The organism is Yokenella regensburgei ATCC 49455, from assembly GCF_000735455.1.
GTDB classification, from domain to species: domain Bacteria; phylum Pseudomonadota; class Gammaproteobacteria; order Enterobacterales; family Enterobacteriaceae; genus Yokenella; species Yokenella regensburgei.
This window is the reverse complement of record NZ_JMPS01000010.1, coordinates 47631-69763: the sequence shown is the minus strand read 5'-3', so window position 1 is coordinate 69763 and position 22133 is coordinate 47631. Positions and strand designations below refer to the sequence as shown.

The following is a 22133-nucleotide window of genomic DNA, read 5'->3' as shown; positions in this document are numbered from 1 at the left end:
AGCTACCATTTTACAATTTCAGAGGGCCTTATGGCGACTTACTATAGCAACGATTTTCGTGCTGGTCTTAAAATCATGATGGACGGCGAACCGTACGCGGTTGAAGCCAGTGAATTCGTTAAACCTGGTAAAGGCCAGGCATTCGCACGCGTTAAGCTGCGTCGCCTGCTGACCGGTACTCGCGTCGAGAAAACCTTCAAGTCTACCGACTCCGCTGAAGGCGCAGACGTTGTAGATATGAACCTGACCTTCCTGTACAACGACGGCGAATTCTACCACTTCATGAACAACGAAACTTTCGAGCAGCTGGCTGCTGATGAGAAAGCCGTTGGTGATAACGCGAAATGGCTGCTGGATCAGGCTGAGTGCATCGTGACCCTGTGGAACGGTCAGCCTATCTCCGTGACTCCGCCGAACTTCGTTGAGCTGGAAATCGTTGAAACCGACCCAGGCCTGAAAGGTGATACCGCAGGTACTGGCGGTAAACCAGCGACCCTGAGCACCGGTGCTGTGGTTAAAGTTCCGCTGTTCGTACAGATCGGTGAAGTCATCAAAGTTGACACCCGCTCTGGTGAATACGTTTCTCGCGTGAAGTAATCCCCGCTTTATGTGATGCTTACCAGGCGCGGCAGTCCTGCTGCGCCTGTTCTTAAAAATCCCGCCTTTCCCACTTCCTTCCCGGATTTTGTCTATGCTTAAAAAGCTATACACAAATATCACTGGCAAAATAAGGAAGATAGTATGATTAAGAAAACAATTGCGGCGATCTTTTCTGTACTGGTGCTTTCTTCAGTGCTGACAGCGTGTAATACCACTCGTGGTGTCGGTCAGGATATTTCTGAAGGTGGTAGCGTAATTTCTGGTGCAGCAACAAAAGCGCAGCAGTAATTGCGACATCGACGGTGCGGCAATAAGGCCGTGCCGTTATCCGGCTTTATCAGTCACGGCTAAAAATGGGGAGAAACGATTTTCCATTTTCAGTTTCAGGCGGATATTTCTTTTGTAGGTGTATACCGTTTTACCGTTGATATTCATCAGGCGGGCGATGGTGTTATGGTTTGTCCCCTCCATCCACAGTGACAGCACTTTCTCTTCCTGGCGGGTTAGCAGCGGTGTGACAATGCGGTGATGATTCGCCCCCGGGCTTGAGCGGAATGCAGCGTCGATAACGTTAGCAAGGTCCGCCAGCGCGATATTTTTGTTGAGTTGCGCCCAGGCGTTATCGTGCATTTCTTCGCCCGCAGGCAGATGCTCCTGAAAGAGGATCAGGCGTGCCCGAGGCCAGGCGTGGCTCAGAATGGAGACGAGCCAGGGGAGCTGTTGCAATTCGGTGGTGAATCCACAGAGGTCGGCAATAATCACATGCGGTTGCCACATTTCGATGTGTTCTTTTGCCGACAACAGACTGCTGAGGCTGGTGACGGATACTGCAGATGCGAACAAATCGACCTGTCTGAGCCAGGACTCCAGCCCACATCGGCTGAAATGGCAACGGTCAATAATGAGAGTTTTATACATGATGCTTTCGTCATGAAATGAGCGTGACTAGCGCGCTAAACTTTCATCATAAAGAAGCCATAAAGCGAATGAAGGCGCGATGTGAGCCGCTAAACGGGCTTATTTCGCGGAATAAAAATAGCTAACGGGTGACTTAAGTCAAACGTCTTGAATCTGCTGACCCTTTGAGTAGAATAACTTTTCCAAAGACCTTACGGGACGACCTGTAAGCGTATCACTCACCGGGGACGGCCCCACACTGGAGTCCGTATGTCCTGGTTAATCTTAGTTGTTGCTGGTCTTCTTGAAGTCGTCTGGGCCGTTGGCCTGAAATACACCCATGGTTTTAGCCGTCTCGTCCCAAGCGTTATCACTGCGGTCGCGATGATTGCGAGCGTTGCGTTGCTCTCCTGGGCGATGAAAAGCCTGCCCGTTGGCACCGCGTATGCGGTGTGGACAGGTATCGGTGCCGTTGGGGCCGCCATCACCGGGATCCTGCTGTTGGGTGAGTCCGCGAGCGTCGCGCGTATCGCAAGCCTGGCGCTGATCGTCGCCGGCATCATTGGCCTGAAGCTCAGCACGCACTAACGCGTCTGTTTCACCCAAATTAGCTTACTGACGTCAAACCCCTGCCGGGTCGCGCTTGCCAGTAGCACCTGCTTCATTTCTGCGGAAATGGTCGGTGTGCGGGCAAGGATCCACAGATAGTCGCGATCCGGCCCACAGACCAGCGCATGCTGGTAGTTTTTATCCAGCCCAATCACGTTATACCCGCCGTAGAAGGGGCCGATAAACGACACCTTAAGGGCGGCAACGTTTGTTGAACCGGTGAAGTACGCAACACCATCCGTTTTTTGCCACATGCCACGATCGGGGTTATAGCCCTTATTCAGCACGTTCAGACCGCCATCATCACGCAGGCTGTAGGTGGCGGTGACGTTTTCAAGGCCGCTTTCAAAACTGTGGTCGAGACGGGCTATTTCATACCAGGTGCCGAGGTAGCGTTGTGTGTTGAACGGCGTAACGACGGTGACGCCAGCGGGGGGAATTGGGGAACTGCAGGCCGCCAGCAATAACGCAGCAACCACCATAGCAATACCAGGCATCAGACGCATGATATCTTCCTTGCAGGGTTTTAAGCTAAGTGTAGAGCGTGGCAGGAAAAAAACAGGGGACTTGCGAAAAAAAGCCCTCTTAGCCGTGCGGCTAAGAGGGCTTCTGCATTACAGGAAGATAACGCCGACCAGCGTGACGACCGTCAGGATAGCCGCCAGGCCGTAGAATACCCACTTACCGTTAGGAACGTGGATTTTCAGGTCATGCATCGCGTGGTGGATACGGTGTAAGCCGCACCACAACGGCAGCACGATCATCAGGAAGATGAACACACGGCCAATAAAGCTCTGGGCAAATGCCAGCACGCGGTCATAGCCCAGCGCATCGCCCGGGAAAAGTCCCAGCGGTAGCAAAATACCTACCAGCAGCACAATCACCGGTGCAATGATGGCTCCCCACATGCCGCCCGCGCCAAACATCCCCCAGAATACGGGTTCATCCGAACGCTTTGGATTTGGATTGATCACTTTGGCCTCCTTACCAGAACAGCGCGACAAACAGGATGACAACGGTCACAACGATCGTGACAGCCCACAGCCCTTTAATGACAGGGCCGGCACCCATTTTCTCGCCTTTAACAATAATGTTTGCGGCTTTCGGCGCCAGTTCGAACCAGGTTTTGGTATGCAGCAGCGCACCTGCAAGGGTGATGAGGTTCAGGATAACCACCACCGGGTTTTGCAGAAAACCAACGAAGCCAGTCCAGGACTCCGGACCATGCTTCAGGGCAAACAGACCGTAAATCAACAGCAGACTGAACCAGACTGTTGGCACCGCTGTACCTTCACGCAGCATATAGAAGCGATAGAAAGGCAGACTCTTCCACCAGGTAGCCGGCATTGGCCGTACATACGCTTTGCGTTTAGTCGTCATAGTGCACTCCTTAGCGTGGTTTCAGGGTAGCGATAAGAAAGTCTTTCGAACTTTCGACTTTACCCTGCTGAATGGCGGCAGCCGGATCGACGTGTTTCGGGCATACCTCAGAGCAGAAGCCCACAAAGGTACAGCTCCACACGCCGTTCTGACCGTTAAGCTGCGCCATACGCTCCTTCTTACCGTGGTCGCGGTTGTCTTCGTTGTAACGATGCGCCAGGGTAATGGCCGCCGGGCCGATAAACTCAGGATTAAGACCAAACTGCGGGCAGGCGGCGTAGCACAGACCGCAGTTGATGCAGCCGGAGAACTGGTGATACTTCGCCATCTGCGCCGGGGTCTGGATGTTCGGACCCTGATCCGGTGTACGCGGGTTGCCGATGATGTACGGCTTAATCGCTTCCAGACTTTCGATAAAGTGGGTCATGTCGACCACCAGATCGCGTTCGATCGGGAAATTACCCAGCGCCTCAACCTTGAGGCCGTTGGTGTAATCGCGCAGGAAGGTCTTACAGGCGAGCTTAGGCACTTTGTTGACCATCATGCCGCAGGAGCCGCAGATAGCCATACGGCACGACCAGCGATAGCTCAGGTCCGGGGCCAGGTTATCTTTGATGTAGCCCAGGGCATCCAGCAGTGAGGTTTGCTCATCGTAAGGGACTTCATAGAAAGCGCTGTGCGGTGCGGAGTCCACTTCCGGGTTGTAGCGCACAATCTCAACTTTCAGGTTTTTCATCTCAGCCATTGGCCTTCTCCTTCTTCTCGGCCGCTTCCGCTTCAGCACCGTACACGCGTTTTGCTGGCGGCAGGGTGGTGATCTTCACGTCGCTGTAGTCGAGGCGAAGCGAACCATCTGCGTTGTGGAAGGCGAGGGTGTGCTTCAGGAAATTGACGTCGTCACGCTCGGTGCAGCCTTCGTCCAGGCGCTGGTGCGCCCCACGGGACTCTTTACGCGCCATGGCGGAGTGCGCCATACATTCGGCAACGTTCAGGCCGTGACCCAGCTCAATGGTGTACAGCAGGTCGGTGTTGAAGACGCTGGAAGTGTCGGTGATGCGTACGCGCTTGAAGCGTTCCTGCAGCTCTGCCAGCTTGTCGATGGTTTTCTGCATCAGCTCCGGCGTACGATAGATACCGCAGCCTTCTTCCATAGAAAGACCCATTTCGTCGCGGATCTTCGACCAGTTTTCGTTACCTTCCTGATTCACCAGCGCTTTCAGGCGGTTTTCAACGTCAACGACCTGCGCGTCGAGGGCCGCGCTGTTGGCTTCCCCGGCAACGGAGGCGCGCTCCATGGCTTGTTCACCCGCCATGCGGCCGAAGACCACCAGTTCTGCCAGTGAGTTAGAGCCGAGGCGGTTAGCACCGTGCAGACCAACGGATGAACACTCACCCACGGCGAACAGCCCTTTAATGCGGGTTTCGCAATGCTGATCGGTTTCAATACCGCCCATGGTGTAGTGCGCGGTCGGACGTACCGGAATCGGCTCTTTCACCGGATCCACGCCGACGTAGGCTTTTGCCAGTTCGCAGATGAACGGCAGACGCTCAAGCAGTTTCTTCTCGCCCAGGTGACGCAGGTCGAGGTAGACCACGTCGCCGCGCGGGGTCGGGATGGTGTTGCCTTTGCGCCACTCGTGCCAGAAGGCCTGGGATACTTTGTCGCGCGGACCAAGTTCCATGTATTTGTTCTTCGGCTCGCCAAGCGGCGTTTCCGGGCCCATACCGTAATCCTGCAGATAGCGGTAGCCGTTTTTGTTGACCAGAATACCGCCTTCACCACGGCAGCCTTCGGTCATCAGAATGCCGGAACCCGGCAGGCCGGTTGGGTGGTACTGAACGAATTCCATATCGCGCAGCGGCACGCCGTGGCTGAGCGCCATGCCCATGCCGTCGCCGGTCACGATACCGCCGTTGGTGTTATAGCGATAAACGCGACCAGCGCCGCCGGTGGCCATTACCACCGCGTTGGCGCGGATTTGTACCAGCGTCCCTTCCATCATGTTCATGGCGACAAGGCCGCGAGCCTGGCCGTCATCGACCAGAATGTCGAGGACAAAATGTTCGTCAAAGCGTTGGATCTGTGGAAACTGGAGTGATGTCTGGAACAGCGTGTGCAGCATGTGGAAGCCGGTTTTATCGGCGGCAAACCACGTACGTTCGATTTTCATCCCCCCGAAGCGACGCACGTTGACGCTACCGTCAGGACGACGGCTCCACGGGCAACCCCATTGCTCAAGCTGGGTCATTTCCGTCGGGCAATGATGCACGAAATAATCTACAACATCCTGTTCACAGAGCCAGTCGCCACCGGCAACGGTATCGTGAAAATGATACTCAAAGCTATCGTGATCCTGCGCGACGGCGGCAGATCCACCTTCGGCTGCGACGGTATGGCTGCGCATGGGATAGACTTTAGAGATCAGGGCGATTTTGGCGTTGGGATTAGCCTGCGCTGCCGCGATGGCTGCACGTAATCCAGCTCCGCCGGCGCCTATAATGGCAAGATCGGCTTGAAAGGTTTGCACGACATTCCTCCAGTTTATTGTTTTTTCGCAATGCGCCTCATCAAGCGTAGTTGACGACTAAGGCGTTACCATGGCGAAAGCGTTTCCACTGCTCCTTTATGGGTAAAACAGTATAACCTTTGGGAAAGAGGGGAAAATTGATGTGTTCGATTATTTTGCGGTTACGTCACGTTATTTATCACCCTAATTGATGAATCGTGTCACGGATTGATATCAGGGAATGTGCTGAGAAAATTTTCTGTGCAAAATTTGTCTGTCCGGACGGTTGCGAGTAGACTTCGTGCCCTTGTTTCAATTCGGAGAAATTACCATGAGCGAAACGGCAACCTGGCAGCCGAGCGCATCCATTCCTAACCTGCTAAAACGCGCCGCCGTGATGGCGGAAATCCGCCGCTTCTTTGCGGATCGCGGGGTACTGGAGGTGGAGACGCCATGCATGAGTCAGGCAACGGTCACCGATATCAACCTGGTTCCGTTTGAGACCCGTTTCGTTGGCCCCGGCCATTCTCAGGGGATGAATCTGTACCTGATGACCAGCCCGGAATATCACATGAAGCGCCTGCTGGCTGCGGGCTGTGGCCCGGTATACCAGCTGTGCCGTAGTTTCCGTAATGAAGAGATGGGTCGCCATCACAATCCGGAATTCACCATGCTGGAGTGGTACCGTCCGCACTTCGACATGTATCGCCTGATTAACGAAGTGGATGATTTCCTGCAGCAGGTGCTGGAGTGCCAGCCGGCAGAGAGCCTCTCCTATCAGCAGGCGTTCCAGCGCCATCTGGAAATTGACCCTCTGTCCGCGGATAAAGAACAGCTGCGTGAAGTGGCGGCTAAGCTCGACCTGAGCAACATTGCCGATACCGAAGAAGACCGCGACACGCTGCTGCAGATGCTGTTTGCGTTCGGCGTTGAGCCACACATCGGCAAAGACCGTCCGGTCTGCGTGTATCACTTCCCGGCAAGCCAGGCGTCTCTGGCGCAGATCAGCACTGAAGATCACCGGGTTGCGGAGCGTTTTGAGGTTTACTACAAAGGTATTGAGCTGGCGAACGGTTTCCACGAGCTGACCGATGCCCGTGAACAGCAGCAGCGTTTTGACCAGGATAACCGCAAGCGCGCCGCTCGTGGCCTGCCGCAGCAGCCGATTGATACCAACCTGCTGGAAGCATTAAAAGCAGGGCTGCCGGATTGCTCTGGCGTGGCGTTAGGTGTGGATCGTGTGATCATGCTGGCGCTGGGGGCGGAAAGCCTGGCTGAAGTGATCGCCTTTACGGTCGATCGCGCGTAACCCCTCGCGTTAACCCTCTCCCGTCCGGGAGAGGGCTTGTCTCTTATAAACTCCCCGGCGCTCTTGAGCGTCTGCCCGCAGAAGAGATGGTTTTCCCCGGCGTTTTACCGCCCAGCGTTTCCAGACGCATCTGGAACGGCGGGAACGGCATATCGATACCATGCTCGCGGAAGCCCGCCAGAATCAGTTGGTGGATCTCGTGACGCAGCGGCATGCGGTGGCCCATTTCAGCGGCGTAGATACGCAGCTCGAAAATCTGGATCCCCTGCTGCAAATCAACGAGGAACACTTCCGGTGCCGGGTTATCGATCACCAGCGAGCAGCGCTCGGCGGCGGTGTAGAGGATCTGTGTGACCTCTTCGCTGTTCGCGTCCGACGGCGCTGGCACCGTCAGCACTACACGAGTCACCGAATCCGACAGCGACCAGTTGATGAACTGCTCGGTGATAAACGCTTTGTTCGGCACGATTATCTCTTTACGGTCCCAGTCGCTGATGGTGGTGGCGCGGGTATTGATTTTGGTTACGCTGCCGGTCAGGTCACGGATGGTCACCGTATCACCAATCCTAATCGGTTTTTCGAAGAGGATAATCAGGCCAGAGATGAAGTTGGCGAAGATTTCCTGTAAACCAAAGCCCAGCCCGACACCGAGTGCCGCGACCAGCCACTGCAGCTTCGACCATTCAATGCCAATCATCGAGAAGCCCACCAGTCCACCAATCAGCATCAGCAGATATTTGGTGATGGTGGTAATGGCGTAGCCGGTGCCCGGCGTGAGATCGAGATGCTGAAGCAGCGCCAGCTCCAGCAGGGCAGGCATATTGCGCACCAGTTGAGTGGTGATGATTAACACCAGAATAGCAATCAGCACGGCGCCAAGGGTGATGGGCTCAATGCTTTCAACTCCTTTCACCGTTGAGGTAACGTCCCACAGCGAAATGTTCTCAAGGAAGCCGAAAGCGGAATGAATTTCCGACCACAGCACAATCACTGAGACCAGCGCGATGAGCATCAGGATGGAACGAACCAGCCGCAGGGACTGGGCGCTGATGGCATCGAGATCGACCTCGCTGACTTCCACCTCCGCCGAGCCTTCAAGGCTGGTGGCGTGATGGTCTTCTTCACCGCGGGCGCGCTGAGCGAGCATTTCGGCGCGGCGGTGCTTCGCACGATCGAACGCCAGACGGCGCCGCTGGATGAGCATCCAGCGGCGAATGACGTGGTAGATAACCAGCAGCAGGAACCAGATAGCCACCGACGTTTCCAGACGAGCGAGCAGAGCCTGTGCAGTTGCCAGATAACCAACCGCCGCAGCCAGCATCGCAGCCAGCGGGGCGCTCATCAGCAGGTTCCACAGCATCCGGTTGGGCAGGTTATCACCGCTGCCTTCTTTATCGACATACAGTGGGATCCCGGCGCGTTTCAGGCTTAGCGTCACCACCGCCAATGCACCACAGATGAGAATGAAGCATAACCGGCCGAGTGAGGAGGTAAACTCACGGTCATCGAGGTTATCGAACATCATCAACGCCATGATCAGCGGCACAATCAGGCCAATGCTCATCAGGTAGTAACGCATCGCCCGCGCTACGCGATCGCGCGGCCAGCCGAAGTGGGTCACGAAGAGGCCATTCGGACGGGCGAAGGTGGCGCAGATCATGACTACCCACAGCAGCGGCACCGTGGCGGTCACGCCGTCGCCGATGGCCACCGCCAGCGGGTAGGGCCAGGCCTCCTGCAAACCATATCCCAGCGTCATCCACAGCACCGGTAGCGGAGAAGCCACCAGAATCGACCAGAATACGGTGCGCAGCGTCAGCCAGAAGTGGTCCTGGGTGACTTTACCAACCCGGGCGCTGGAACGCTCCAGGAAGCGGGTGAAGTGCTTACGCGAGCTGATACTGAAGCCAACCAGAATGAGGGCGCCAAACAGCGGGAACAGCGTCTCTTTGCTGGTCAGCATCATCACGGAGGCTTTGCCCAGCTGGCTGAAGGTGTCGAGCGAAATCAGACGACGCAGATCCTGAACAATTTCCAGCGGCCAGCTAAAGCCGATAGGGCTGACGTCAGAGGTCCAGAACAGGTAGCGGTGAGTGGCTTCGTTCACCTCTTTCAGCGCGTCTTCCAGTTGACCGTTTGAGACTTTGAGCTTTGTCAGCTCGAGGATCAACGTATCACCGCCCTGGAGAAGAGAATTGAGTAGTTCGCGCTGGGTCCGTAGCTGGGCATCGAGAATACGGTTCTGCTCGGCCGTCAGCGGTGTGCCTTCTGCTTGCAGCGTCTGGCGCAGCTGCGGCTGCTTACTCAGTTGATCTTCATAACGCAGACGCTGGATGCGCAGTTGGGCCATCTCGGTGTCGAGCTGCTGCGGTTTCGGCATTTCAGGCAGACGCGCGACCTGGGCGCGAAGCGTTTCACCAACGAGGTTTGAAGCCCCCAGCCACTGCGACTGTTCGCGCAGCGTGTTCAGGGCCTGGCGTACCTGCACGGTTTGATTCGTGGCCTGGCGCTGCTGCGAAGCGACCAGATCCATCCGCTGGGCCTGCTGGTTCAATGCGGCAGAAAGCTCGCGGTTGATTTTGAACTGGTTAACGATACCGGCAGGTAAGTTAGCACTGCTTTCCGCCAGCAGCTCGGTGCTTTCCAGCGCGCGCTCAGCTTCCTGTTGACGCTGACTGTTGAGCTGATTACGCAGCGCCTGCAGGTAAGCATCAAGCTGTTCGCTCTGCTTTTTCGCAAGCTCTGAGCGCATCCGCGAGAGTTCCTGGCGGTTGTTAGCGGATAGCTGGGCGAGTTCTAATTCGTCGACCTGTGCTTTCAGTCGTGCGGCTTCGGCCTGTTGATTCAGATTTTGTGCCTGAGCTAACGACGAGCTCCCGGCGACCGAACCGCCACGGCGTTCAACTTCGTTCAGTAAACGACGAGCGTCGGTTTGCTGCTGCGGCAGTTGGTTCAGTGAATCGGCAATATCCCGGGCGCGATCCTGTTCCTGCTGCGCCAGACGGCTTTTTTCCAGCAACTGGCTGCTGACCTGCAGGATCTCCTGGTTCAGCGTGTCGCTGGAAAGCCCGGTCGGGACCTGGCGAGGTTCATCGCGCAGGTTATTCAGCTGCGAGCGCAGCGCCTGGGAGAGTTTGGGGTAGTTATCGATAACCTGCTGATACTGCTGAGTGCGCTCGAGAGAGTTTTTTCGCTCCTCAAGCGCATTCAGCGCGGCCTGGAGGGCCTCTACGGTTTCAGGCTGGGCGGGTTTTGCCGCTTTTGCCTGCTCCAGTTCCTGGGTTATCTGTCTGGCGTCGGGGATCGTCGCTGCGTACGCCCCCAGGCTGAGGCTCCAGGCCATCAGGAAAGTGATAATCAGGCGCACGGCGAAACCCTTTTGTCAGGAATTAACCTTCGTCTTTCTTGTCATTGGCCAGCGGGCTGGCGCTCTCTTCAACCATTGTGTCAGCCTGCGGCTGCACAATCGGTTCGGCAATGTCTTCAACGACTGGCTCGGCTTCGACCGGAGTGGTGAACTCAGTAGAGACCGCCAGCGGCTGGCCGAGTTTCGTGGCTGACATGCTCTGCAGGTGCTCAACAAGGGTCACTTTGCCCGGAGCAAACAGGTTGATAACGGTGGAGCCGAGCTTAAAGCGACCCATTTCCTGGCCCTTCAGCAGTGCTACGGCGCCTTCGCTCTCGCCTTCAGGCCATGTCCAGCGTTTGATGATGCCTTCACGCGGCGGAGTCACTGTTCCTGCCCACACGGTTTCGATGCTGCCGACGATGGTCGCACCAACGAGGATCTGCACCATCGGACCAAATTCAGTATCGAACAGGCAAATGACGCGCTCGTTACGCGCGAACAGGTTAGGTACGTTCTGCGCCGTCAGGTGGTTTACCGAGAACAGATCGCCCGGTACATAAATCATTTCCCGCAGAATACCGTTGCACGGCATGTGCACACGATGGTAGTCGCGCGGCGACAGATAGGTGGTCGCGAAGGTCCCGTTACGGAACAGGTCCGCCATCTGGTAGTTACCGGCGAGCAGGGCTTCCAGCGTGTAGTTGTGGCCCTTCGCCTGCAGAATTTTGTCGTCTTCGATGCGGCCAAGCTGGCTGATTGCGCCATCCGCCGGCATCACCAGCACGTTCGGGTCGGTATTCACCGGGCGGATATCGTCACGCAGCGGGCGAACAAAGAAGTCGTTAAAGGTGCGATAGCTGGCGGTATCTGGCTTTTGCGCCTCTGTCATATCGACCTTGTAGTACTTAACGAACAGGTCGATGACCAGTTTGGTCAGCCAGCCTGCGCGTTTGCTTGCACCCCAGCCTGCGAGGCGGGTGAGCCACAGTTTAGGCAGAATGTATTGCAAGGAAAGTTTAAGATCGTTTAGCAAAATAGCCTCCAGGCCATGATTTGTCGTTCCTGATCCGGCGTAACGTCACCAGATCTTATCGAAAAGCGGCCGATTTTAGCGACGTCCGGCGTAAATGTCAGTCGTCGCCAGCATAATTCTCAGTTATCGGTTTCCGAAAAGTTTTTACGCGTTTTTACGTCAGCCATGCCTTCCAGAATGCGGTGATAATTCTCAAAGCGCGTTTCGGCGATTTCACCTTTTTCTACCGCTTCACGAATGGCGCAGCCAGGATCGGTATCGTGTTTGCAGTCGCGATACTTACACAGGCCTAAATAATCATGGAATTCGACAAACCCGCGGGTGATTTGTTCCGGCTCCAGGTGCCAGAGGCCAAACTCACGAACGCCAGGGGAATCAATCACATCACCGCCATGCGGGAAGTGATACAGGCGAGCGGCCGTGGTGGTGTGCTGGCCAAGCCCCGAGTTATCAGAAACATCGTTGGTCAGGATCTGGTCGTCTTTTAGCCCCAGCAGGGCGTTCAGCAGGCTGGATTTCCCCACCCCGGACTGCCCGGCAAAGATGCTGATGCGATCGGTCAGCGCGTCTTTCAGCGGGTCAAGGCCATGTTCGGTTCGGCTGGACACCATCAGTACCCGATAACCAATACGGCGATAGATATCCATCTGCTCATTGACGAAAGCCATGCCTTCGTCGTCGAGCAGATCGATTTTGTTCAGGACGATAAGCGGCTCGATATCGAGGGTCTCACAGCCGACGAGATACCGGTCGATGATGTTCAGCGACAGTTCTGGCAGGATAGCTGAGACGATGATTATCTGGTCGATATTCGCGGCGATGGGTTTCACACCGTCGTAGAAATCCGGACGCGTCAACACCGAGGTACGCTCGTGTACCGCTTCCACGATACCCTTCACGTTTACCCCTTCGGCCGCGGCTTTTCCTGGCCGCCAGACCACGCGATCGCCGGTCACCAGGGATCGGATAGTCCTGCGGATATTGCAGCGGTGAACGTCACCTGCTGTGGATTCCACATCGGCATGCATACCAAAACGACTGATGACGATGCCTTCGGAGGGTTCGCCGAACAGGTTGTCATCGAAATCGACCTTCTCCGCAGTCGTTTTGAGTCGGCGCTGGTGGTTAGCTTTTACCCGGCGCTGTTGTCCTTTGGAGAGTTTATTTTTACTCAATCTTGCTGGCTCCTGGTCGCCCAAGTCAGGCAAAACCTCTATGATACACGCTATTTTAGATGAATATAGTCACTGCGTTGTGACGCGAGAAGGGTGGAAAATAGCATGAGTGCAGATGAAAACAACCTGATTTGGATCGATCTTGAAATGACGGGCCTCGATCCGGAGCGCGATCGTATTATCGAAATCGCTACGCTTGTGACCGATGCGAATCTGAACATTCTGGCGGAAGGCCCGACAATTGCGGTGCATCAGAGCGACGCGCAGCTGGCGCTGATGGATGAGTGGAACGTTCGTACCCACACCGGAAGCGGGCTGGTAGAACGTGTAAAAGCGAGCACCCAGGACGACCGCGCGGCGGAACTCGCGACCATTGAGTTTCTTAAACAGTGGGTCCCTGAAGGAAAATCGCCTATCTGTGGCAATAGCATCGGCCAGGACCGCCGCTTCCTGTTTAAATATATGCCGGAGCTGGAAAGCTATTTCCACTACCGCTACCTCGATGTCAGCACCCTGAAAGAGCTGGCTCGCCGTTGGAAACCAGAAATTCTGGCAGGCTTCAAGAAGCAGGGCACTCACCAGGCGATGGACGATATTCGTGAGTCGGTGGCTGAGCTTGCTTACTACCGCGAGCATTTTATTCAGCTGTAATTTGTGGCCGGACCGACGTTTGTGTGGTCCGGCAGACTTGCTTTGCCGGGGATTTGCCGTTAAATTGCACACTTTGCTGATAAAATCAGCATTCAGACGAAAAGCACAAAAAATTGCGGTTGAAGGGGTTGCAGCTAAACGGATTTCTCGTATAATGCGCCTCCCGTAACGACAGAGAATTGCACGTTACGACAGCCACAAATTTGCGGGAATAGCTCAGTTGGTAGAGCACGACCTTGCCAAGGTCGGGGTCGCGAGTTCGAGTCTCGTTTCCCGCTCCAAAATTTGAAAATGCTGAAAAGCATGCACCACCCAATCGCAGGATTTCGAGTTGCAACAAGGCGGCAACTGAACGAATCCTTAGGAGCTTACTTAAGTAAGTGACTAAGGTGAGTGAAGGCAGCCAACGCAGTAGCGGCTTGAAAGACGAAGATTAAGCGGGAATAGCTCAGTTGGTAGAGCACGACCTTGCCAAGGTCGGGGTCGCGAGTTCGAGTCTCGTTTCCCGCTCCAAAATTTGAAAATGCTGCAAAGCATGCACCACCCAAGCGGGAATAGCTCAGTTGGTAGAGCACGACCTTGCCAAGGTCGGGGTCGCGAGTTCGAGTCTCGTTTCCCGCTCCAAATTCTTCACCTCCTCCAGATTATCCACAGCGGAATTTACTGCTGGGGACGTTTTATTTCGTGCCTGAAATACTCTTGCTCACAGAGTTATCCACAGAACCCGTCTTTCGCTAAGAATGGCTAAATGATTAGTCAGGTGAATAATATTTTGATAATGCATTGAAAATTAACGATAAAAATTGATTTCAAAATGTTGTCGCGATCGCTTGACGAATTTCTGCGCGTTGATACGCAATGCCTTTTTTATTTTATTCACAAGCTGTGAATGAATCAGGCATCGCGCGGTAATCCCTTCTCGACAACTCTCACCAGCCGCTGTTTTTGTGGCAACTGTACTTCAACCACGCAGGCATTACGCTTATCGATTTGCTGCGCAATCGCCCATTCTATGTGTTCATCAAGAAGTGGGTGCTCACCTCGGCGACTTTCCAGCGCCCGAATGTTGGCTTCATCCCAGGGGGCATTGCCGAGTGCGACGGCAATATTTCTCAGCCAGCGCAGGTGGCCGATACGGCGAATGGCAGAACCTTCGGTGACTTTAAGGAACCAGGCTTCGTCCCAGGCGAACAGGGTAATCAGTTCGGGGGCGTGCAGCGCTTTGCGCGGGCTGAAATCGTCTTCGTCGGTAAGCTGAGAGTAACGGTTCCACGGACAGATGAGCTGGCAGTCGTCGCATCCATAAATACGATTCCCCATGAGCGGACGAAACTCCTCCGGGATAGCGCCTTCCAGCTCAATGGTCAGATAGGAAATACAGCGTCTGGCATCTACCGTATAGGGCTCAACAATCGCCCCGGTGGGGCAAATGGTCATGCAGGCCACGCAGCGCCCGCAGCCTTCTTCTACCGGGTTGTCGACCGGAAGCGGAATGTTGACTAATAATTCGCCAAGGGAAAAGAACGAGCCGGCGTCGCGGCTGAGGATTAGTGAGTGCTTACCTGTCCAGCCAAGCCCGGCTTTTTCTGCTAATGGACGTTCAAGAACAGGCGCAGAATCGACAAAAGGTCTAAAATTCAGCGAAGCACACTGTTCCTGAATCATTTCGCCCAGTTTCTTCAGACGATTACGCAACAGCTTATGATAATCACGCCCCAGGGCATAACGGCTGACGTAACCAAGAGCAGGGTTTTTCAGTGTGCTGGCGAATGCAGCATTGGCGGGCAGATAATTCATCCGCACGCTAATCACGCGTAGCGTACCGGGCAATAATTCGTGAGGGCGGGCGCGCATCATGCCATGACGCACCATCCACTCCATCTCGCCGTGGTATTGTTTGTCCAGCCATGCCTGAAATTCAGGCTCGCTGGCGCTGAGATCGGTATCGGTGATGCCGACCTGCTGAAAGCCGAGTTCAGTGCCCCATTGTTTGATTTGTTGCGCTAACTGATTGAGATCGAGGGGCTGTGACATGACGGACCATACATTGACGAGTAACCTCGTAAGTATACCACATTCCATCTGGGCTGCGGACGAGCTCCGTCGCGCTGAAAAAGCGGCGGCGGACAGCCTGGGACTGACGCTTTTTGAGCTCATGCAACGCGCGGGCGCGGCGGCGTTTTCCGTAGCGCGACGTACCTACCCCACAACCCAGCACTGGTTGATTCTGTGCGGCCATGGCAACAACGGCGGCGATGGCTATGTCGTGGCGCGGCTGGCTGTCGCTCAAGGGATCCGCGTGACGCTGCTGGCACTGGAAAGCGAAAAACCATTGCCCGACGAAGCGAGTGAAGCGCGAGACGCGTGGCTGAATGCCGGGGGGATCATCCACTCTGCCGATATCGCCTGGCCTGCCGATATTGACCTGATTATCGATGCGCTGCTTGGCACCGGCCTTGCCAGCGCACCACGAAACCCGGTAGCGAGCCTGATTACCCAAGCAAATGAGCATACGGCACCGGTAGTGGCACTGGATATTCCCTCGGGCCTTCATGCTCAAACCGGCGCGGCACCGGGGGCGGTTATCCAGGCCGCGCACACCATCACGTTTATCGCCCTGAAACCCGGACTCCTTACCGGCAGGGCCCGCGATGTGGTAGGGATCCTGCACCATGATGCACTTGGGCTGGAGACCTGGCTTGCCACGCAGCCAACCTCCATAACCCGCTTTGATGCCTCCCAGCTTTCGCACTGGCTACCGCCGCGCAAACCGACATCGCATAAAGGCGACCACGGTAAAGTGGTGGTCATCGGGGGCGACTACGGTACCGCTGGCGCCATCCGCATGGCGGGTGAGGCGGCGCTGCGCGCGGGGGCGGGACTTGTGCGAGTGCTTACTCACATCGAGAATATCAACCCAATTATCACCGCGCGTCCTGAACTGATGGTTCATGAGCTTACCGCCACCTCGCTGGAAGAGAGCCTGCAGTGGGCTGATGTGGTGGTGATTGGCCCAGGGCTTGGTCAGAGCGAATGGGGCCGCCAGGCGCTGCGAAAAACCGAGAATTTTCGTAAACCGATGCTCTGGGACGCCGACGCGCTGAACCTTCTGGCAATCAATCCCGATAAACGTCACAATCGCATATTAACGCCGCACCCCGGTGAGGCTGCCCGCCTGCTTGGCTGTCAGATCGCTGAGATTGAAAACGATCGCCTGCTTGCTGCCCGTCGTCTGATACAACGTTACGGTGGGGTGGTGGTGCTCAAAGGGGCGGGCACGGTGGTAGCGGATGCGCGTGGTGCGCTCGGCATTATTGATGCCGGAAACCCCGGTATGGCGAGCGGTGGTATGGGTGATGTGCTGTCGGGCATCATCGGTGCATTGCTGGGGCAAGGGCTATCGCCGTATGATGCCGCCTGTGCAGGCTGTGTTGCGCATGGCGCCGCCGCTGACAGGCTGGCTGCTGTTACTGGTACCCGCGGAATGCTGGCAACCGATCTTTTTTCCACGCTTGTGCGTGTTGTTAACCCGGATGTGATTGACTTAAACCATGATTAATCGAGTGATTCTTTTACCCGACGAGCAGGCGACGTTAGACCTTGGCCACCGTATCGCGCAGGCGTGCGCAGGCGCAACCGTGATTTATTTGTACGGTGATTTGGGAGCGGGCAAAACGACCTTCAGTCGTGGTTTCTTGCAGGCACTGGGGCACAAGGGCAACGTGAAAAGCCCAACGTATACGCTGGTCGAGCCCTATGCGCTCGATGCATTAAATGTTTATCACTTTGATTTGTACCGTCTTGCGGACCCAGAGGAGCTCGAATTTATGGGGATCCGCGATTACTTTGCTAATGATGCCATCTGCCTGGTGGAGTGGCCGCAACAGGGCGCGGGTGTATTGCCTGAACCGGATGTCGAAATTCACATAGATTACCAGGCGCAAGGGCGGGAGGCGCGGGTGACCGCCGTTTCTCCGCTGGGTGAGTCATTGCTGGCGCGCTTAGCCAGTTAATTTAAAGGGATGGCGGGATGATGTATCGCGTGAAAAGTGCATTCATGGCGGCGCTGATGTTGCTGACCCTGCAGGTCAGCGCAGCCAGTTTATCCGACATTCAGGTCTCAAACGGAGACCAACAGGCCCGAATTACCTTCAGCTTTATGGGTGACCCTGAGTATTCCTATACGCAGGACGGTAAACGTAGTGTGGCACTTGATATCAAACAGAGTGGGGTGATCCAGGGGCTACCGCTGAATTTTAGCGGCAACAATCTGGTGAAAAGCATTCGTTCGGGTACGCCGAAGGACGATCGGTCGCTGCGACTGGTGGTCTCTCTCACCGAAAACGGCAAAACGCGCGTCTCTAAGCAGCAAAATGGCGCGAACTATACCGTCGTCTTTACCATCAATGCGGATGCCCCACCGCCACCTCCGCCGCCGCCCGCGCCGGTCATAGCTAAGCGTCAGGAAGCGCCGGTCGTGGCCCCTCGCCCGGCAGAGCCGGTGCGTAATCCGTTTAAATCCAGTGACGATCGTATTACATCTGTCACCAGCAGTAACACCTCTACGCGCCCGGCCGCTCGTGCCCGCGCTGAGTCTGGTGATAAGGTAATTATCGCCATCGACGCCGGTCACGGTGGTCAGGATCCGGGGGCAATCGGCCCTGGCGGCACGCGTGAAAAGAACGTGACGATAGCGGTGGCGCGGAAACTGCGCACCCTGCTCAATGACGATCCGATGTTTAAAGGCGTTCTCACCCGCGATGGTGACTACTTTATCTCGGTAATGGGGCGTTCCGATGTGGCACGTAAGCAGAACGCCAGCTTCCTGGTCTCTATTCATGCTGACGCGGCACCGAATCGCGACGCGACCGGCGCCTCTGTGTGGGTGCTGTCTAACCGCCGCGCCAACAGCGAAATGGCGGGCTGGCTTGAGCAGCATGAGAAGCAATCTGAACTGCTCGGCGGTGCGGGTGATGTGCTTGCCAACAATCAGTCCGATCCTTACCTGAGCCAGGCAGTGCTGGATTTACAGTTCGGCCATTCCCAGCGTGTCGGGTATGATGTGGCGAAGGATGTGCTGGGGCAGCTTGAGCGAATTGGTAATCTACACAAGAGTCGTCCGGAGCACGCGAGCCTTGGCGTACTGCGTTCGCCTGATATCCCGTCCATTCTCGTCGAAACCGGTTTTATCAGTAACAGCAGCGAAGAACGCCTGCTCGGCAGCGACGACTACCAGCAGCAGCTCGCAGAGGCTATCTATAAAGGCCTCAGAAACTATTTTAGCAACCACCCTATCCAGTCTGCGCCGCAAGGAAACCCTGCCCAGACTGCCAGCGCCGCGGCGCCAGGTGGTCCTTCTTTCAATTAAGGAGAGGTTATGCCGATTCAGGTTCTGCCGCCGCAGCTTGCGAACCAGATCGCCGCGGGCGAAGTGGTGGAGCGCCCTGCATCGGTGGTCAAGGAGCTGGTAGAAAACAGTCTTGATGCGGGCGCCACGCGAATCGATATTGATATCGAGCGCGGCGGCGCTAAGCTCATCCGCATTCGTGATAACGGCGGCGGTATTAAGAAAGACGAGCTGGCGCTGGCGTTAGCGCGCCACGCTACCAGTAAAATCGCTACCCTCGACGATCTTGAAGCCATCATCAGCCTAGGTTTTCGCGGTGAAGCGCTGGCCAGTATCAGCTCCGTTTCACGCCTGACGCTCACCTCCCGCACAGCAGAACAGCAGGAAGCCTGGCAGGCCTATGCCGAAGGTCGCGATATGGCGGTGACGGTGAAACCGGCCGCGCACCCGGTGGGAACTACCCTCGAAGTGCTCGATCTCTTTTACAACACCCCGGCGCGGCGCAAATTTATGCGCACTGAAAAAACCGAGTTTGGGCATATTGATGAGGTCGTACGCCGCATCGCGCTGGCGCGCTTCGACGTGACAATTCAGCTCAGTCATAACGGCAAACTGGTGCGCCAGTACCGTGCGGTACCGGAAGGCGGGCAGCAGGAGCGTCGCCTGGGCGCCATTTGTGGTACCCCGTTTCTTGAGCAGGCGCTGGCTATTGAGTGGCAGCACGGCGATCTCACTCTGCGTGGCTGGGTCGCAGATCCGAACCACGTCACTCCGGCGCTGACGGAGATTCAGTACTGCTACGTCAACGGTCGCATGATGCGCGATCGCCTGATCAACCACGCCATTCGTCAGGCCTGCGAAGACAAGCTGGGGGCCGATCAACAACCCGCTTTTGTCCTGTATCTGACTATCGATCCGCATCAGGTGGATGTGAACGTGCATCCGGCCAAACATGAGGTGCGTTTCCACCAGTCGCGTCTGGTGCATGACTTTATCTATCAGGGTGTGCTGAGCGTGCTGCAACAGCAGCTGGAAACCCCACTGCCGCTCGCAGGCGAAGAAGAGCAGGCTCCGGCGCGCCATATTCCGGAGAACCGGGCGGCGGCGGGGCGCAATCAGTTTGCTGAGCCCGCGGCAACGCGTGAACCGCAGGCCCCTTCTTATACTGCGAAAGGGGCAAGCTCCTCGCCACGCGGCGGCAATGCCTCGTGGCCGAACGCTCAACCGGGATACCAAAAGCAGCAGGGGACGCTATATCGCCATCTGCTGGAGACGCCGGAACCCGCGCAAAAGCCGCAGGCAAAACCACAGCCGAGCAGCCTTGACGGCCATAGCCAGAGTTTTGGTCGTGTGCTGACCATTGTCGACGGCGACTGTGCGCTGTTGGAACGCGGCGGGCGTTTATCCCTGCTGGCGTTGCCGGTTGCCGAGCGCTGGTTACGCCAGGCGCAGCTTACGCCGGGACAGGAGTCCGTGTGTGCGCAACCACTACTGATCCCGCTGCGTCTTAAGATATCGGATCCCGAAACGGCGGCGCTGAAAAAGGCGCAGTCTGCGTTGGTCGAACTGGGTATTGATATTCAGCTGGAGGCGCAGCACGTCACGGTGCGGGCGGTGCCTTTACCCTTAAGACAACAAAATTTACAAATCTTGATTCCTGAACTGATAGGCTACCTTGCGCCGCAAAGCACCTTCGTTGCCAGCGACCTTGCGCAGTGGATTTCTCGTCATCTGGCGAGCGAACACACGCAATGGAATATGGCTCAGGCGATTGCGGTACTGGCCGATGTTGAGCGCTTATGCCCTCAGCTGGTAAAAGCGCCGCCGGGTGGTCTGTTACAATCCGTTGACCTGCATTCGGCGATGAACGCCCTGAAAGATGAGTGACGTTATAAAAGCAAATTTGCCAAAGGCAATTTTTTTAATGGGGCCAACGGCCTCAGGTAAAACCGCGCTGGCCATTGAGTTGCGTAAAGTTTTGCCAGTAGAGTTGATAAGCGTAGACTCCGCCCTTATTTACCAAGGGATGGATATCGGTACGGCTAAGCCAGACGCGGAAGAGCTTCGCGCGGCACCGCACCGGTTGCTCGACATCCTCGATCCGGCGCAGGCTTATTCGGCGGCAGATTTTCGCCGCGATGCGCTGGCAGAGATGGCTGAAATCACCGCGGCGGGCCGTATTCCGCTGCTGGTGGGTGGAACAATGTTGTATTTCAAGGCTTTGCTGGAAGGGTTGTCGCCATTACCATCGGCGGATCCGGAGGTCAGAGCCAGAATTGAGCAGGATGCTGCAGAGCGCGGATGGGGGGCGTTGCATGAGCAACTTCGGGATATTGACCCGGTGGCTGCTGCCCGCATTCATCCGAATGATCCGCAAAGACTTTCCCGGGCACTGGAAGTTTTTTTCATTTCGGGTAAAACTTTAACGGAACTGACGCAAACGTCAGGAGACGCTTTGCCGTATCAGGTGCATCAGTTCGCCATCGCCCCGGCGAGCCGTGAACTGCTCCATCAACGTATCGAGCAGCGTTTTAACCAGATGTTGGCTTCAGGTTTTGAAGCTGAAGTGCGGGCGCTGTATGCCCGTGGAGATTTGCATACGGATATGCCTTCCATTCGTTGTGTGGGATACCGCCAGATGTGGTCTTACCTTGAAGGCGAGATCTCCTACGATGAAATGGTTTATAGAGGTATTTGCGCCACGAGACAGTTAGCAAAGCGCCAGGTGACCTGGTTGCGCGGTTGGGACGGCGTTCACTGGTTAGACAGTGAACAACCTGAACAGGCGTTCAACGAAGTACTACAGGTAGTTGGTGCGACTGCGGGCTGAATGTGTACAATTGAACCGTATCGTGCGCAATTTTTCAGAACCGAAAGGTTCAAAGTACAAAACAAGCATATAAGGAAAAGAGAGAATGGCTAAGGGGCAATCTTTACAAGATCCGTTCCTGAACGCATTGCGTCGGGAGCGTGTTCCAGTTTCTATTTATTTGGTGAATGGTATTAAGCTGCAAGGGCAAATTGAGTCTTTCGATCAGTTCGTGATCCTGTTGAAAAACACGGTCAGCCAGATGGTCTACAAGCACGCAATTTCTACTGTTGTCCCGTCTCGCCCTGTTTCTCATCACAGCAACAATGCGGGCGGTAGCACCAGTAACTACCACCACGGCAGCAACGCGCAGGGTTCTTCTGCGCCTGCGCAGGACAGCGACGATACCGAATAAGGTTGATGGCTGTTTATCCATGTCGGGGAAGCAGATTTTTGCGTTCCCCGCT

21 protein-coding genes and 3 tRNA genes are annotated in these 22133 nt (G+C 55.8%); 14 read left to right on the top strand and 10 right to left on the bottom strand.

Annotation, left to right across the window (positions count from 1 at the left end; all coding sequences use genetic code 11):
- Positions 1 to 30: 30 nt before the first annotated feature.
- On the top strand, positions 31 to 597 hold the full coding sequence (efp, locus tag GYRE_RS02405) for an elongation factor P (protein WP_006816771.1): 567 nt from the start codon (positions 31 to 33) through the stop codon (positions 595 to 597).
- Between the two features lie 144 nt (positions 598 to 741).
- A complete protein-coding gene (gene ecnB, locus GYRE_RS02400; protein WP_006816772.1) occupies positions 742 to 888 on the top strand; it encodes a lipoprotein toxin entericidin B in 147 nt (48 codons plus the stop codon).
- Positions 889 to 924: 36 nt separating this feature from the next.
- Here ecnB and GYRE_RS02395 read toward each other — a convergent pair whose 3' ends face one another.
- Positions 925 to 1518: a LuxR C-terminal-related transcriptional regulator gene (locus GYRE_RS02395; protein WP_006816773.1), complete on the bottom strand. Its 594-nt coding sequence runs from the start codon at positions 1516 to 1518 to the stop codon at positions 925 to 927.
- A 249-nt stretch (positions 1519 to 1767) separates the two neighbouring features.
- On the opposite strand from GYRE_RS02395, the gene sugE reads away from it, so the two are divergent.
- Positions 1768 to 2085 (top strand): quaternary ammonium compound efflux SMR transporter SugE, encoded by a 318-nt coding sequence (sugE, locus tag GYRE_RS02390; protein ID WP_006816774.1) that lies wholly within the window; start codon positions 1768 to 1770, stop codon positions 2083 to 2085.
- On the opposite strand, the gene GYRE_RS02385 is transcribed toward sugE, so the two are convergent.
- From GYRE_RS02385 to frdA, 5 genes are all read right to left on the bottom strand, one after another.
- A complete protein-coding gene (locus GYRE_RS02385) occupies positions 2082 to 2612 on the bottom strand; it encodes a lipocalin family protein (protein WP_038252697.1) in 531 nt (176 codons plus the stop codon). The two genes, sugE and GYRE_RS02385, sit on opposite strands and share 4 nt — an antisense overlap.
- 108 nt (positions 2613 to 2720) lie before the next feature.
- Positions 2721 to 3080, bottom strand: coding sequence for a fumarate reductase subunit FrdD (gene frdD, locus GYRE_RS02380; RefSeq protein ID WP_038252695.1), 360 nt, complete (start codon positions 3078 to 3080; stop codon positions 2721 to 2723).
- A gap of 10 nt (positions 3081 to 3090) precedes the next feature.
- Entirely contained in the window at positions 3091 to 3486 is a 396-nt protein-coding gene (frdC, locus tag GYRE_RS02375) for a fumarate reductase subunit FrdC (protein WP_038252691.1), read from the bottom strand.
- 10 nt (positions 3487 to 3496) lie between these two features.
- Positions 3497 to 4231 carry a succinate dehydrogenase/fumarate reductase iron-sulfur subunit gene (locus tag GYRE_RS02370; RefSeq protein WP_006816778.1) on the bottom strand — a complete coding sequence of 245 codons (735 nt, stop codon included), beginning with the start codon at positions 4229 to 4231 and terminating at the stop codon, positions 3497 to 3499.
- Positions 4224 to 6014, bottom strand: a complete 1791-nt coding sequence (gene frdA / locus GYRE_RS02365; protein WP_006816779.1) for a fumarate reductase (quinol) flavoprotein subunit — start codon at positions 6012 to 6014, stop codon at positions 4224 to 4226. The genes GYRE_RS02370 and frdA overlap by 8 nt, the downstream gene beginning before the upstream one ends.
- A 310-nt stretch (positions 6015 to 6324) precedes the next feature.
- On the opposite strand from frdA, the gene epmA reads away from it, so the two are divergent.
- On the top strand, positions 6325 to 7302 hold the full coding sequence (gene epmA, locus GYRE_RS02360) for an elongation factor P--(R)-beta-lysine ligase (RefSeq protein ID WP_006816780.1): 978 nt from the start codon (positions 6325 to 6327) through the stop codon (positions 7300 to 7302).
- A gap of 43 nt (positions 7303 to 7345) precedes the next feature.
- Here the strand turns inward: epmA and mscM are convergent, their stop codons facing one another.
- The 3 genes from mscM to rsgA all read right to left on the bottom strand — a co-directional run bounded on the left by mscM (position 7346) and on the right by rsgA (position 12859).
- Positions 7346 to 10669, bottom strand: coding sequence for a miniconductance mechanosensitive channel MscM (gene mscM / locus GYRE_RS02355; RefSeq protein ID WP_006816781.1), 3324 nt, complete (start codon positions 10667 to 10669; stop codon positions 7346 to 7348).
- 22 nt (positions 10670 to 10691) lie between these two features.
- Entirely contained in the window at positions 10692 to 11684 is a 993-nt protein-coding gene (asd, locus tag GYRE_RS02350) for an archaetidylserine decarboxylase (RefSeq protein ID WP_038252689.1), read from the bottom strand.
- A 119-nt stretch (positions 11685 to 11803) separates the two neighbouring features.
- Positions 11804 to 12859 carry a small ribosomal subunit biogenesis GTPase RsgA gene (gene rsgA / locus GYRE_RS02345; RefSeq protein ID WP_038252687.1) on the bottom strand — a complete coding sequence of 352 codons (1056 nt, stop codon included), beginning with the start codon at positions 12857 to 12859 and terminating at the stop codon, positions 11804 to 11806.
- Positions 12860 to 12964: 105 nt separating this feature from the next.
- Between rsgA and orn the strand changes: the two genes are divergently transcribed.
- The 4 genes from orn to GYRE_RS02325 all read left to right on the top strand — a co-directional run bounded on the left by orn (position 12965) and on the right by GYRE_RS02325 (position 14134).
- Positions 12965 to 13510: an oligoribonuclease gene (gene orn / locus GYRE_RS02340; protein WP_006816784.1), complete on the top strand. Its 546-nt coding sequence runs from the start codon at positions 12965 to 12967 to the stop codon at positions 13508 to 13510.
- 205 nt (positions 13511 to 13715) lie between these two features.
- Positions 13716 to 13791, top strand: a tRNA-Gly gene (locus GYRE_RS02335).
- A gap of 156 nt (positions 13792 to 13947) precedes the next feature.
- A tRNA-Gly gene (locus tag GYRE_RS02330) sits at positions 13948 to 14023 on the top strand.
- A gap of 35 nt (positions 14024 to 14058) precedes the next feature.
- Positions 14059 to 14134 (top strand) — tRNA-Gly (locus GYRE_RS02325).
- A 270-nt stretch (positions 14135 to 14404) separates the two neighbouring features.
- Here the strand turns inward: GYRE_RS02325 and queG are convergent.
- Positions 14405 to 15544 (bottom strand): tRNA epoxyqueuosine(34) reductase QueG, encoded by a 1140-nt coding sequence (gene queG, locus GYRE_RS02320; RefSeq protein ID WP_038252684.1) that lies wholly within the window; start codon positions 15542 to 15544, stop codon positions 14405 to 14407.
- Between queG and nnr the strand changes: the two genes are divergently transcribed.
- The 6 genes from nnr (at position 15543) to hfq (ending at position 22081) form a co-directional block, all read left to right on the top strand.
- Positions 15543 to 17069 carry a bifunctional ADP-dependent NAD(P)H-hydrate dehydratase/NAD(P)H-hydrate epimerase gene (gene nnr / locus GYRE_RS02315; RefSeq protein WP_038252682.1) on the top strand — a complete coding sequence of 509 codons (1527 nt, stop codon included), beginning with the start codon at positions 15543 to 15545 and terminating at the stop codon, positions 17067 to 17069. The two genes, queG and nnr, sit on opposite strands and share 2 nt — an antisense overlap.
- Positions 17062 to 17523 carry a tRNA (adenosine(37)-N6)-threonylcarbamoyltransferase complex ATPase subunit type 1 TsaE gene (gene tsaE / locus GYRE_RS02310; RefSeq protein ID WP_006816787.1) on the top strand — a complete coding sequence of 154 codons (462 nt, stop codon included), beginning with the start codon at positions 17062 to 17064 and terminating at the stop codon, positions 17521 to 17523. The genes nnr and tsaE overlap by 8 nt, the downstream gene beginning before the upstream one ends.
- Positions 17524 to 17540: 17 nt before the next feature.
- Positions 17541 to 18878 carry an N-acetylmuramoyl-L-alanine amidase AmiB gene (gene amiB, locus GYRE_RS02305; RefSeq protein WP_006816788.1) on the top strand — a complete coding sequence of 446 codons (1338 nt, stop codon included), beginning with the start codon at positions 17541 to 17543 and terminating at the stop codon, positions 18876 to 18878.
- A gap of 9 nt (positions 18879 to 18887) precedes the next feature.
- On the top strand, positions 18888 to 20744 hold the full coding sequence (gene mutL, locus GYRE_RS02300) for a DNA mismatch repair endonuclease MutL (protein WP_006816789.1): 1857 nt from the start codon (positions 18888 to 18890) through the stop codon (positions 20742 to 20744).
- The gene (miaA, locus tag GYRE_RS02295) at positions 20737 to 21687 is read left to right on the top strand and encodes a tRNA (adenosine(37)-N6)-dimethylallyltransferase MiaA (RefSeq protein ID WP_006816790.1); all 951 of its coding nucleotides are present in this window, start codon (positions 20737 to 20739) and stop codon (positions 21685 to 21687) included. Before mutL ends, miaA begins: the two co-directional genes overlap by 8 nt.
- Positions 21688 to 21772: 85 nt before the next feature.
- Positions 21773 to 22081, top strand: coding sequence for an RNA chaperone Hfq (gene hfq, locus GYRE_RS02290; protein WP_006816791.1), 309 nt, complete (start codon positions 21773 to 21775; stop codon positions 22079 to 22081).
- The last annotated feature ends 52 nt before the right edge of the window (positions 22082 to 22133 follow it).